The 12,754-nt window shown below is 68.2% G+C and carries 9 protein-coding genes and 5 pseudogenes; 11 read left to right on the top strand and 3 right to left on the bottom strand.

Annotation, left to right across the window (positions count from 1 at the left end):
• Window positions 1–325 precede the first annotated feature (325 nt).
• From ABZ624_RS37815 to ABZ624_RS37805, 3 genes and pseudogenes are all read left to right on the top strand, one after another.
• A pseudogene (locus ABZ624_RS37815) lies at window positions 326–630 on the top strand (IS701 family transposase); the annotation flags it as partial.
• Window positions 631–737: 107 nt separating this feature from the next.
• The gene (locus ABZ624_RS37810) at window positions 738–1,175 is read left to right on the top strand and encodes an SMI1/KNR4 family protein (RefSeq protein WP_360099299.1); all 438 of its coding nucleotides are present in this window, start codon (window positions 738–740) and stop codon (window positions 1,173–1,175) included.
• Between the two features lie 820 nt (window positions 1,176–1,995).
• Complete coding sequence (locus ABZ624_RS37805) at window positions 1,996–2,649, top strand: methyltransferase domain-containing protein (protein ID WP_360099297.1); 654 nt, start codon at window positions 1,996–1,998, stop codon at window positions 2,647–2,649.
• A gap of 61 nt (window positions 2,650–2,710) precedes the next feature.
• Here ABZ624_RS37805 and ABZ624_RS37800 read toward each other — a convergent pair.
• Window positions 2,711–3,828: pseudogene (locus ABZ624_RS37800) on the bottom strand (IS630 family transposase).
• Window positions 3,829–3,908: 80 nt separating this feature from the next.
• Between ABZ624_RS37800 and ABZ624_RS37795 the strand changes: the two are divergent.
• The 6 genes and pseudogenes from ABZ624_RS37795 to ABZ624_RS37770 form a co-directional block, all read left to right on the top strand.
• Window positions 3,909–4,218: pseudogene (locus ABZ624_RS37795) on the top strand (transposase); the annotation flags it as partial.
• A gap of 89 nt (window positions 4,219–4,307) precedes the next feature.
• Complete coding sequence (locus ABZ624_RS37790) at window positions 4,308–4,547, top strand: hypothetical protein (protein ID WP_360099307.1); 240 nt, start codon at window positions 4,308–4,310, stop codon at window positions 4,545–4,547.
• A gap of 487 nt (window positions 4,548–5,034) precedes the next feature.
• Entirely contained in the window at window positions 5,035–5,745 is a 711-nt protein-coding gene (locus ABZ624_RS37785; protein WP_360099295.1) for a hypothetical protein, read from the top strand.
• Window positions 5,715–6,878 (top strand): annotated as a pseudogene (locus ABZ624_RS37780) (prolyl oligopeptidase family serine peptidase); the annotation flags it as partial. The gene ABZ624_RS37785 and the pseudogene ABZ624_RS37780, both read left to right, overlap by 31 nt.
• Window positions 6,879–6,955: 77 nt before the next feature.
• Complete coding sequence (locus ABZ624_RS37775) at window positions 6,956–7,141, top strand: hypothetical protein (RefSeq protein WP_360099293.1); 186 nt, start codon at window positions 6,956–6,958, stop codon at window positions 7,139–7,141.
• A gap of 444 nt (window positions 7,142–7,585) precedes the next feature.
• Window positions 7,586–8,413: an alpha/beta hydrolase gene (locus tag ABZ624_RS37770; protein WP_360099291.1), complete on the top strand. Its 828-nt coding sequence runs from the start codon at window positions 7,586–7,588 to the stop codon at window positions 8,411–8,413.
• Window positions 8,414–8,458: 45 nt separating this feature from the next.
• Here ABZ624_RS37770 and ABZ624_RS37765 read toward each other — a convergent pair.
• Window positions 8,459–8,603, bottom strand: a pseudogene (locus ABZ624_RS37765) (transcriptional regulator); the annotation flags it as partial.
• Window positions 8,604–8,710: 107 nt separating this feature from the next.
• Between ABZ624_RS37765 and ABZ624_RS37760 the strand changes: the two are divergent.
• Window positions 8,711–9,076, top strand: a complete 366-nt coding sequence (locus ABZ624_RS37760) for an STAS domain-containing protein (protein WP_360099289.1) — start codon at window positions 8,711–8,713, stop codon at window positions 9,074–9,076.
• Window positions 9,077–9,730: 654 nt separating this feature from the next.
• Here ABZ624_RS37760 and ABZ624_RS37755 read toward each other — a convergent pair.
• Complete coding sequence (locus ABZ624_RS37755) at window positions 9,731–10,789, bottom strand: zinc-dependent alcohol dehydrogenase family protein (RefSeq protein ID WP_360099287.1); 1,059 nt, start codon at window positions 10,787–10,789, stop codon at window positions 9,731–9,733.
• 584 nt (window positions 10,790–11,373) lie between these two features.
• On the opposite strand from ABZ624_RS37755, the gene ABZ624_RS37750 reads away from it, so the two are divergent.
• Window positions 11,374–12,267 (top strand): NAD(P)-dependent oxidoreductase, encoded by an 894-nt coding sequence (locus ABZ624_RS37750; RefSeq protein WP_360099285.1) that lies wholly within the window; start codon window positions 11,374–11,376, stop codon window positions 12,265–12,267.
• Window positions 12,268–12,754: the final 487 nt, after the last annotated feature.

Genomic DNA, 12,754 nt, shown 5'->3' with positions numbered 1-12,754 from the left:
TGGCGGCGATGGCTGCTACGGCGGCAGCGAGGCGTATGAGCTTGGAGCGCGTGCTGTGCGTTTTCTGCAAGGCTTTGCGATCCTCCCCCGAAGCAATTCCCGGCCCGCCCTGATGACGGCCCGGTGCGGCTTCAGAACGTGATCGAGGCTATGCACCGGTGCATCGAACAAGGAAGCGATTTGCTGGCTTTGGCCTGCTCTTTTCGGCGTGGCCGGTTCCCACCCTCGATCGGGCGCCCACAGCGCCCTGCACCAGAAGCCTGCCGAACCGCCCAGGAACAAGCTGGCGGACGCAGCCGGTGGGACGGTGCACTGCCCTTTGCGGACCCTGCTGGTCGAACGGCCCGAAGAAGCCCGACGAGCCGACCGGCTACTGGATGACCCACCTGCCCGCCACCACCCCGATCGCCGACCCGGTCCGGTGGGCGAAGATGCGCAGGCGGATCGAGCACGACTACCGCGAACTCAAACACGGCCTGGGCCTGGACACTTCGAAGGCCGCACCTGGCGGCGGCTGGCACCACCACGTCACCCTCGTCACCGCCGCCCACACATTCCTCACCCTCTGGCGGCTCGACCCAAAAGTACACACGCCCGGCCTGACCCTCTACCAGGTCCTCGACGTCCTAATGGACCTGCTGAGGTGCTGGACCGGCACCTGCATCACCTGCGGCCGCCCTCTCACCGCAAGCAGAACCAGAGCCAAAACCTAACGAAGTGCTACTAAGCTCCGGATCATGTGGATACAGGCAGCGACGGCGGCCTTTCCCGGCGTGGGCTTCCGGGAACCGGCCCAGGCATCCGATCTCGTCGCGGCGGAGACGCGACTCAGGCGAACGCTGCCGGCAGAGCTTCGGCACTTGCTCCTCGAAAGCAACGGGGTAATCGGACCCACTCACGTGGACACCGTCTGGCCCATCGATCAGTTCGTCGAGAGGAACCTGCTCTTCTGGTCCGACCAGACGTTCGCGCAGCTCTACATGACGTTCGACGCCCTCCTCTTCTTCGGGGACAACGGAGGCGGCGACCAGTTCGCCTTCGTGCAGAAGCCCGAGCGTCCCGACATCTTCGTCTGGGAGCACGAGAGCGACAGTCGTCGATGGGTCGCCAACAACCTGCAGGACTACCTCGGCCGTTCGCTCCGAGCCGGCGGCGACGACTGGTATCAGCTGTAACGCGGCAGGCCTCCGGCCATGAGCCGACACCACTCAAGACACCGTCTGAATCGGTCATCAAGGGTGCGCCACACGGCTACGAGGCGCAGCAAGCTCACCGCTGACAGGCTCCAGCAGACCGTCGGCCAAGCCAACGGGCTGCTGCGCACGGGGGCTTAACTGGGAGAGGCGACGCTTTTCGTCCAACCCACGGAGAGTCCCCAGATTCCACTCGTCTTGGTCGTAACCGATAGCGCAACGTTCTTGTGGATGTGCCTGAGGCCTACTTCGTTCAGCTGTCCGGGGTCACCCTTTGCACAGACGAAGGTGTAGCTCACGATCGAGCCGACGTTGACGTCGATCGTTCCGGAACCTGAACAAATTACCCCGACTTCCAAGGCGCCCTCCCCGATTTGGGGGATCTCGGGGAATGCGTGAGGTCCCGTCTTTCCGCCTGCTCGGATGAATGCCTTCTCCACCTCGGGAAGCTGAGGCGGAGTGCGAGGGTCTGCGGTCGAGGGAATGGCGGCAGGTGTGCTGGGCGAAGCGTCAAGCCGGAGCGGTTCGCCCGCACGGTGGCCTCCCACCTTCTTGATCTGGGCTACAGCGCCAGTCGTCTCAAGGCCTGGACGAAAGATCTCTACGACGCGCGGGCCACGACGACGGATATCGCGGACAGCGATGACCAGCGCGTACGAGATGCTGGTGGCGCTAGTGCTCTGACCGGAAAAGATCACCGGAGTGGTGTGATGGCCAGGTGTCTACGGCAACAGTGGATGTCGCGCAGGTCAACTGAAGGTGGTGACACGGCCTCTCGGTCCTCTGGTCTAGGGTCGCCCGCATGGCTGAGCCCTCTTTTCTGACCGCTGTGCGCGAGTCGTACGACACGGTCGCCGCTGATTTCGTCGAACGCGTCCCGCCTCCAGCCGCGATGGACCCGCTGTCACGTGCGATGCTGGCGGGGTTTGCCGAGCTCGTGCGGACGGCTGGTCTGGGGCCGGTCGCGGACCTGGGATGCGGTCCCGGCCGCGTGACGGCGCATCTGGCCGGGCTGGGAGTGTCCGCCTTCGGTGTCGATCTGTCACCGAAGATGATCGGGCTGGCCCGGCACGCCTATCCGAACCTGCGGTTCACCGAGGGCTCGATGACCGCGTTGGAGATGAGGGGCGACGAGCTCGGCGGCATTCTGGCCTGGTACTCCACCCACCACACGCCCCCGCAGTGGCTGCCGGCGGTGTTCGCCGAGTTCCATCGCACGCTCGCGCCCGGCGGCTACCTGCTCTGGGGAGACTATGTCGGCAATGAACGGCTGCAGCCGACCCAGGGCTATGGCCGTCCGGTGTCCTACGAGTCGTACCTCCTGCCACTGGACTGCATGGTCGGCCTGCTGGAGCAGGCCGGACTCGTCGTTACCGCGAGGCTGGAGCAGGTGTCCGGCGGACGGGTGAACAGACCGCACGCCTGCCTGCTGGCCCGCAAGCCCGAAAGGACCTGACGGAGCTTGTTCCTGCGGCGAGGCCGCTCGTGTCAGATCGCCGACGGTCACGGCACGGCGGTCAGGCCGCGGGGTTGAGAGGGCGGCCCCAGCGGATGCCTTTCCCGCTGCGGATACGGGCGCGTTCCCGGCGCTGGGCGGCCAGGACGTCGGGATGACGGGCGTTCTGGTTGCGCCGGTGCAGGTAGAGGTGCAGCGCGCGGTCTGGACGGAGTGGTTGAAGTGGTTGTAGTTGGCGAGAGTGAACTGCCGCAGCAGCCCGAAGTGCGCCTCGATGGGGTTGACCCAGGACGCGTTGGTCGGCGTGAAACAGAGCTCGACCTTGTTCCTGGCCGCCCATCGGCGGATCTTGCTGCCTTTGTGGGCGGACCGGTTATCGAGGATGACGTAGATGGGGGCACCGTCCGAGCGGGCCGCCCGGATGCTCTTGAGCGCGGCGAGACTGTGATCGGCGCCCTTGCGACGCCGGTTGACACCCCAGAGCGTGTCGTTGCCGACGGAGTAGCAGCCGTGAAGTAGCGCACCCCCTGGGTGCGTTGGAAGGTGGCCAGGAGCCGGTCAGGCCTGCCCTGCCTGGCCCAGCAGGCCCCGGCGGTCGAGCGGATGCCGAGCGGGCCGAACTCGTCGAAGGCGAAGGTGCGGTTGGCGCGCTCGTGGAGGGCGTACTCGATCCGGTCCAGCTTGGCGTCCTGGTCCGGGTCGGTGGACTCCTTCCACGTCTTGGTCCGTTGAAAGGTGATCTGGCGTCGGATGAGCAGGCACCGCAGGGTCTCCCGGCCGATGCGTATGCACCGCCCCGGGGCTTTGCGCAGGGAGGCGGCGAGTTTCCGCACCGACCAGCGCGTGAACGGCAGGCCGAGCAGGCTGGGGCGGGTGGCGGCCGTCTGGATGACGAAGTCCTCGTCGCTCACGGTCGAGCAGGCGGGGACGGCCTTCTGCCCACCGAGGGTCCAGACAGGCCAGCCCCGTCTCGTTGAACTTGTGGATCACATCGCGGACGGTGTCCTCGTCGGCCTGCACGAGCCGGGCGATGTCCGGGACGCTGTTCCCGCCGGCCGAAGCCGGCACGATCATCGCCCGCCGATAGCGGACCGTGTTCGTGCTGCCGCGGCGCACGATCCGCTGCAGCTTCTGCCCCTCCGCGTCCGACAACCGCCGGACCCTGACCAGCCGTGCCATCCCACCTCCCGCCGCGAACAGATGTGTCGCGACATCCAATCGGCGCGATCATTCCGGAACCGATGATCCGGGGGTTCGAGGTGGCGCGGCAGAAGCCGTGGAAGTCGACGACGAGCTGTGGGCGGTGATCGAGCTGCTGCTGCCCAAGGTTGAACGCCGGTCCCGGCACCGCGGGCGCAAACGGCATCCGGACCGGCTGGTGTTCCAGGCATCCTGTTCGTGCTGCACACCGGGATCGCCTGGGAACACCCGCCACAGGAGCTCGGCTTCGGCTCGGGCATGACCGGCTGGCGCCGCCTGGCCGAGTGGACGGAGGCCGGCGTCTGGCCCCGGCTGCACGAGGTCCTCCTCGCCGAACGCCGCAGCGCGAATGCCCTGGACTTCTCCCGGGCGGCCCGCCCACGCCGTCCTGCTGGGGCGGCGCTCTCAGTGCGGACTCCGAGGCGGACTGCTCCACCGGGGGTGCCTGCCTCCAGCTCATGTCTGGGACGACCGCACGCCGGGACATTGTCGAAGACGGCACCACCAGCTGCGTCGCCCACACCGTCGAGGCTGCCCGCCGCACCATGGACGACCCTGCCAGCCGCAAGGTCCTGCTCGCCTTTGTCCACGACGACGAAGGATCCGATGTCTCCCGCGCCTTCGGACTCGGACCGGACGACACCGAGCCGTTCCTGAACCGCGGCCTGACCCTGCGCCCCGAACACCGCGTCGCCTGACCCCAGCGTCGCCCCCTGACAGCTACGCCCAGCCGTCCGGTACACCCCTGCAACGGAGCATCGCGCCGACCTGCCGGGCCCTCGAACTGAACCTGAGTGATCCGACGACGGGCTACCTGCACGTCGTCGTCTGCACCGAGCCACGGCTGAGCATCGCCTCCAACCTGCTGAGCGCCGCCGTGTCCATCGTGCGGCAGACCCGAGAAGATGCAGGGCCACTCATGATCAACTCGGGGGTCCTGCACAACCCGAATGGGGCAGGCCGAGGTGTGCCCGCAGGGCAGAGATTGCAGGATGAATCCACCCATACCCAGTGTGATGAGTGAACTTCCCGGACTCCCGATCGGCCTGCTCGCGGACGAGGTCCTGACCTTGCCGGAGTGGCGGCAGGAGCTGGCCACGGGTGGCAACGACTGACGGCGTGACGTTCACACGGCAGGCGGCGTGTTCCTCGGTTCCGGGGAGCCCGCCGCCGTTCCACGCATCCATGACCTATCCCACTGCTGTCCGCCTGCCGGTCGTCGACGAACTGCTCGGTCGGCGTGTCCCCGATCCCTACCGATGGCTGGAGGACGATGAGGACGCGGCGTGCGAGCGGTGGCTGACCGAGCAAGATCGGCTGTTCGCCGCGCACATCACGTCGTGGCCGAGCAGCCGGTACTTCCGGACCCAGCTTGGTGAGTTGCAGGAGCCGGGCGGAGCGCTGGTCCCGGTGGCGACGCCACCGGTGTGGCGGGGCGTGCGACGGTTCTTCCTGCGCCGGGACAAGAACGCGGAATTACCGGTGCTGGTCACCTCCGACGGCACCCAGGAGTGCCAGGAGCCCGGACGCGTCCTGATCGACCCCATGGCCCTCGACCCGACAGGTCTGACTCTCCTGACCGCTTGGCGGCCCTCCTGGACCGGCCGGCTGCTGGCCTGCCAGTTCACGCACCGGGGCAGCGAAAGCCCGGACCTACGGGTGCTGGACGTGGCGAGCGGCCGGGCGGTGGACGGCCCGCTGCGGCCCGGCCGACCGACTCCGGTGGCGTGGCTGCCCGACGACAGCGGCTTCTACTACGTCACCCACGGCGCCAAGTCCGCCTCGCGAGGCGTGCGGCTGCACTGCATCGGCAGCGACCCGGCAGCTGGTCCGCTCGTCTTCGAGACCACTCAGGGCACCTGTCGGTGGCCATCAGCCCCGACGGCCGGTGGCTGACCATCAGCTCCGCGCCCGGCGCCCAGAGCGGCAACGACCTGCGCCTGGCCGACCTGAGCGGCCCGGCCGCCACCGGCCCCGAGTCGCCCGTACTGCGGCTGGTCCACCAGGGCACCGGGGAGGGCACCAGCGCGCTGCTGAAGTTCGGCCCGCGCGAGCTGCTCTACGCCATCACCGACGCGGGAGCGCCCCACGGCCGAGTCTGCCTCGTCGACCCGGCCGACCCACACCGCCAGGCGTGGTCCACCCTGATCACCCCGGAGCCGGACACACTCCTGACGGCCTGTGCCGCGTTGACCGACCCCGGCAGCCAACAGCTGCGGTTGCTGGTGGGCACCACGCGCGGCGGCCAGGCCCGCCTGGCCTTGCATGACGAGGCCGGCCGCAAGCCGGCCGACGTGCCCATGGCGGGGACCGGGCCGGGAACAATCAGCAACTTCAGCACGCCCCCATCCGACACCGGCCAGGTGTGGTTCACCTACACCGACTTCATCACCCCGTCGGCCGTCTACCGCTTCTGCGTCCGGCAGGGCCGCTGCTTCCCGGAAACGCCGGCCACCACCCCCGCCTGCTCGGCGCCCACAGCACCGGTGGTCCGGCAGCTCACCTACCGCTCACAGGACGGCACCCCGGTGGGGCTGTACCTCATCGAGCCGCCCCAACCCGTCACCGGGCCGCGGCCCACCATCCTCACCGCCTACGGCGGATTCGGTGCCCTTGCCGCGCCCGCCTACTCGCCGACCGTCCTGGCCTGGGTAAGGGCCGGAGGTGTCTACGCCATTGCCCAAGTCCGCGGCGGCGGCGAGAACGGCACGGCCTGGCACGCGGCAGGCAGCGGTATCGACAAGCCGACCTGCTTCGCCGACTTCGCCGCAGCGGCCCGCCATCTCATCGACGAAGGTGTCACCACCCCAGGCCGCCTGGCCGTCAAAGGCGCCTCCCACAGCGGCCTGGTCGTCGCCGCCGCTCTCACCCGCGACCCGGACCTCTACGCAGCAGCCGTCTGCTCCGACGCCCCGACCGACATGATCCGCTACTCATACTTCGGGCTCGGCCCGCTGTGGACCCCCGAGTTCGGCACCCCGGACGACCCCGAACACCTGGCAGTACTGCTGAGCTACTCCCCCTACCACCAGGTCCAACCGGCACCCGCTACCCGGCCGTCCTGCTCGCCGGCGCCCGCGTCGACCCCCGTGTGGGCGCGGCCCACATGCGCAAATTCACCGCCGCCCTGCAACACGCCACGACCTCCACCCGGCCCATCCTGCTGCGCACCGAGACCGACGTCGGCCACGGCTACCGCACAGCCTCCCGATGGGCCGACCTGGCAGCCGACACCCTCGCCTTCTGCGCCACCCACACCGGCCTGACACCACCGATGGGCGCCTCCATGTGACCCAGCGGAGTGAACAGGGCCTTTAGTCGACACTCGCGCGAGTCAAGACTTGCGGGCCGGATGCCGTTGCGAGGACATGCCAGTGAGTGGCTGGGCCGCTCTGCGAGCGACCAGGATCGCGATAAGCGATCGATTAGCCGCTTCTTGGCGGCGCCGGAAGTAAAGCGGCTGATCTGTTCCGGCCAGTTGGATCCGTGCCTCTCCGCGTGAGCGCGGAGGGAGGGCACACAGCTCCCGGCCAGAGAAGCGACACGTTCGTCGCGTGATGAACGGGTGCCGCCGCGGGGCGGTCATCCGCGCCGTCGACCGTTCAGCCGATCTTAGGGGGCGTCGATTGCCCGCGTGAGCTGCACTGATCGAGGATGCTCCGCGCATCCCCCGCATCCCCGCATTCACGGCCGCCGCCTTCGCCTGCGGCAGGCCTCTACCGCCACAGGAGGAACCGTGCCGATCTGCACCACGCGCGACGGCGTCGACATCTTCTACAAGGACTGGGGGCAGGGCCGCCCGGTCGTGTTCATCCACGGGTGGCCGCTCAACGGTGACGCCTGGCAGGACCAGTTGAAGGCGGTCGCTGACGCCGGCTACCGAGGCATCGCCCACGACCGGCGCGGCCACGGGCGCTCGACACCGGTGTACGACGGCTACGACTTCGACACCTTCGCGGACGACCTCAACGACCTGATCACGGGACTCGACCTGCGGGACGTCACGCTCGTTGGGCACTCGATGGGCGGCGGTGAACTGGCCCGCTACATCGGCCGCCACGGCACCGAGCGCATCCGTTCCGCCGTCCTGCTGTCCGCGATCCCGCCGCTGATGCTTCAGGGCCCGGACAACCCCGAGGGCGTCCCGCAGTCCGTCTTCGACGGCCTCAAGGCCGGCATTCTCAAGGAGCGCTCGCAGTTCTGGAAGGACACCGCCGTCGGCTTCTTCGGCGCGAACCGCGACGGCAACAAGGTCACCCAGGGCAACATTGACGCGTTCTGGTACATGGCCATGGCGTCGACCATCGAGGGCGGCGTGGACTGCGTGGACGCCTTCGGCGCGACGGACTTCCACGCGGACCTCACGAAGTTCGACATCCCGACGCTCGTCGTCCACGGCGACGACGACCAGGTCGTCCCGATCGACGCCACCGGCCGCAAGTCCGCGCAGCTCATCGCGGACGCTGAGCTGAAGGTCTACGAGGGCGGCTCGCACGGCATCGCCCTCGCGCCGGGCGACAAGGAAAAGTTCAACCAGGACCTGCTGGAGTTCCTCACGAAGTAACGCCCTCGGCCGGGTGGGTCCCCGTCACAGTGCCCCGAAGGCAACCAGGCGGCGCCACTCCAGGTACATGGAGTCGACCGCATGAGCGGTGGCGATGAGGTCGTCGGCCTGGTCGTCGACGTCGCACGCCCGCGCACCAGGCGCGGATGTCCGCGCCAGGACCGTCCCGCGTCGGCGTACCGATGGCCAAGGCCGCTCGCCTCCGCCGTGGCCGTGGCCGTGGCCGTGGCCGTGGCCGTGGGGCAGAATCGTCCGCACACGCCCTGACCGGGCACGACAGGCGCAGTCGAGGAGACGGTGACCGACATCCAGAGGGCAGATCGGCCGGACCGGTTCCCCGTCCAGCCCGCGGTGGTCGGCGGCGTCCTCGTCGTGACCGTGCACGGCGAGATCGACCACGACGTCAAAGACGTCCTCCGCCAGGCACTGCTGTCCCAGAGCGGCACGGCACCGCCCCGGATCGTGGCGGATCTGAGCAGCGTGACCTTCATGGACTCCAGCGGGATCAACCTCTTCGTCGTCGCCTGCCGACGGGTGAGCGCCGCCCAGGGGTTGCTGCGCATCGCCGGCGCGCAAGACTCCGTCGTGCGTGTGCTGCACATAGTCGGCATCGACGCAGTCATTGACTGCTACCCCACCGTCGAGCAGGCCCTGCGCGCCTGAAGCCTTGATCGGGCTGATTCGTTGCCTCCTTCTGAGGCGAACGCCGCTTCACCGCCGCGTTCAGTTCCTGGCCCACCAGCTCCGGCATTTCTGGCATCGGCTGCCCCAGCACCCAGGCGACCAGGGGTTCCGCGACCGTGTGCAGTGTGACGTTGGTGTGCTGGGAGACCTCGCGCGGCACCTCGAACCCGGCGGCCGGCGGTAGCCGGTGGATCGCGATGAGGACGCCGACACATAGGCCTGCGGGCCACCGCCGGCCACGCTCGTGCCGGGCGGGCGATCAGCGCGGTACTCCAGCTCACCGACCAGCCGTGGTCGGGCTCATGGCCGGGGGGCGACCACCAGGCCGACCACACCCCGCACGCAGCCGCCCCGGCGATGGGGAACTGCTCAGGCAGCACTCCACTGGTGCGCGCGGCCGCGCGCCACTCGGTCCACCGGTCGTCGTCCAGGATGCTGTCGAGATCCTGGATGCCCGCCCTCTCGAGAAGCACGCGCTGGTGACCAGCGCAGACAGTCACTGCTCAGGGGAGGAGCAACTTGATCTACTGCGGAATCGACGGGGTCGAACGAACGCACGACGTCGCCCTCGTCGACGACTCCGGCCTTGCCCCGCTGCAGCCGCACCGCTGCAAGCGTCAGCAGGGCCGCTTCCTACCCGTCGTCTTTGTCCCGGCCGTCTTCGAAGACGAAGAGTGGCTTGGCGCCACGTGCGGGTGTTTCGGCGAGCGCGATGGCTTCAGCGAAGCGTTCGAGCGGGAACGGCTGGCCCTGAGGGATGCTCAGCACGTTGTCAGCGACGAGACTGCGAACCTGGGACAGCGCGTGCAGCGCACCCTCAGGTGAGGCAGTGCCGAACCAGCGGTTCAGCCAGAAGCCACGGACCACTTTGTTCTCGTAGATGACCGAGCGTGCCTGCAGCGGGATCGTCAGCGCTGCCGGATCAGTCTGCCGATGGGTGGACAGCGCGCCGTAGACCACAACCTCTCCCCCTGGAGTCAACGCCTGGGATACCTGGGCACCTACGGGTCCCGCGACACAGTCGATGGCCTTGCGCACGCCGACCGGTCCTGCTGTCTCGGCCACACGCTGCAACAGGTCCTCGTCCTCGGTGCAGATGACCTCGTCACCCCCAAACGCTTTGATCTCGTCAACGGCACCACGTCGCCGCACGACATTGATCGTGCGAATACCCAGATGCCTGGACAGCTGGATGACGAGCCGGCCGACGGTGGAGCCCGCGGCCGTCTGCAACAACCATTCACCCGGCTGTACGTCGAGTTCGCGAGTCACGAGGAGCAGCGCGGTCAAGGGGTTGCCAGCGAGTTGACAGGCGCTGGAGTCGCTCAGATGGGCGGGGACCGGCAGGAGCCTTCGTGTATCGGCAACGAGGTATTCCTGCCAAGTTCCGGCCATATGGGGCCCGGGTACCGCCGGTACGGCAGCGACCACCACACGCTCGCCGACCTTTAGTCCCTCGGTATCCGGTCCCAGGGCCTCAATGCGGCCCACGCATTCCATGTGCCCCCCGACAGTGGGAAACTCGGGGGAGAAACCGTAGCGGCCGCGCAGGACGTGCAGGTCACTGGCGTGGACCGGAGTTGCCTTCACACGGATCAATGCCTGACCGGCTTTCGGCGTGGGAACAGGCCGGGATTCCAGCCGCAGGACATCGGTGGGCTCGCCGACCTTTCCGGCTACGAGCGCGCGCATGGATTGAGGCATGAGTGGCCTTTCGTCTCTCAGCGCCCGACAAGCTCGGCGGATGTTTTGGACAAAGTGCGCCAGGTGTTAAAAGTGCGCAAGGTGTTATCGGTGTCTGGCGGCCCCCTGGGCCACTGGCGCGCTCAGTGTGATCAGGTAAGCGCGCCAGGTTCGGGCGGCCTACTGAGGTCCGTGATCAGGACAGGTCGCCGCAGCGCACTACTCTGCTTCAGATTTTGAATCCGCCATTTCACGCTACGCCCGGCCCCGGAAAGATTCCCGGCGGCGGACGATGCAGTGTGGCGCGATGCCCTTTGCGCTCAGGACGACCTGACCGCCACCATCGATCGCCTGCGTGAGGTCACCGCGAGCGGAGACTTCACCTACTACGTGGACATCGCCCAGCCGGGGTGAGCGTGGAGCTCTGAAGTCCCATGCCCGCCCGCGGGTCATGGTGCCTCCGGCCCGATGCCGGGTGCTGACCTGGCTCTTCGGCGCGCGAGATGGGGCTGGAACTGGTCTGCTGGTTCTGAGGGCACCCTTGTACTCCTCGAGTGGCACTTGCGCGGCGGAAATCACCGTGCCGGTTGTACATGGCATGGGAAACGGAGAAGAGGTTGTCCATGTCTCAGGCTTCCACTGTCGCTGTTCTCGGAGCAGGCGCACTCGGCGCTGCGATGGCGACGCGGCTTGGAGAGACTGGCCACGAGGTACGACTGTGGAACCGTACGGCGGAGAAAGCCCGTGCCGTGGCTGAGCACGCTGCCGGGGTCACGGCAGTGAGCGCGGTGGGCGATGCGGTCTCCGGCGCGTCTGTCGTTTTCACTGTGCTCCGTGACGGCGATGCGGTCACACAGGTCATGTCGGATGCCGTCGGACGGCTCGATGACGGGGCTGTCTGGGTACAGGCGAGCACCGTAGGGCCACGGAGCGCCGATGCCCTGCCCGCTCTGGCTCGTGATCACGGTGTTGCGTACCTCGACGCACCGGTCTCGGGAAGCACAGCTCCCGCGTTGCAGGGGAAACTGGTCTGGCTGGTTGCCGGCTCCGAGGACGTTCTTGTGCGGGCGCGTCCCCTGCTCGACGATCTCGGCTCGTCCGTGCTCCACGTTGGAACGGGGACCGAAGGCAGTGCTGTCAAGCTCGCGGTCAACGCCTGGATGACTGCCTCCACGGTTGCCATGAGCGATGTCCTTGCGCTGTGTGATGCCCTCGGCATCGACCACGCAACGTTCCTCCAGGTGCTTGAGTCGGGCCCGCTCGCCATGCCGTATGAGTTGCAGAAGGTAGGCCTCATGGATGACGCCTCCTACGCGCCCGGATTCGCGGTGCAACTCGCACTGAAGGACATCGACCTGGCGGCGGCAGCCGCCGCTCCCAGCCCTCTGCTCCGGGTCGTCCGAGACCGCTTGGAAGCAACCGTCGCAGCGGGGCATGAGGACGACGACCTCGCCGCCGTCGACTACCTGAGGAAGCCACCGTCGTAGTCCGCCTGCGGGCCGTCGTTCACTGAGGCCCTTTGGAGTCGGCCCCCGCCCCCGTCACCGCCCTCGGTGCCTTCCTCGGTGGTGCGCTCGCCGGGGGCCGGCTGAACACCCGGCTGGGCACCGCCTCGAGCTGTTCAAGGACGTCAAGCGCCGGTCCGGTAGGGGGTGCAGCGTCAGCGTCTGTGTGGCTGCGGCCGGCCAGGAGGCGCTGGCGCGGTGGACACGCCGACGAGCACGGTGACGCCGGCGACCTGCCGAGCCTGATGACCGTGGTGTTCGAGGCCGCCGGCCACACCTTGCGCAAGCTCGCCCGCCACTGGGACACGATCCGGCAGAAGGACGACACGAAGACGTCCCCCGGCTGTCGACACCCTCCACGAGGTCCTCTACGCGGGCCGCCAGGTCCGCATTCACGTCCTCGCCGGCGGCCACGCCACCATCAGCGCCCTCGGCCCGGGAGGGCGCGAGCAGTTCTCCACCGTGATCC

This window comes from Streptomyces sp. NPDC007205, assembly GCF_040634095.1.
GTDB lineage: Bacteria > Actinomycetota > Actinomycetes > Streptomycetales > Streptomycetaceae > Streptomyces.
The sequence above is the reverse complement of the archived record's forward strand: the minus strand, read 5'-3'. Positions and strand labels throughout refer to the sequence as shown.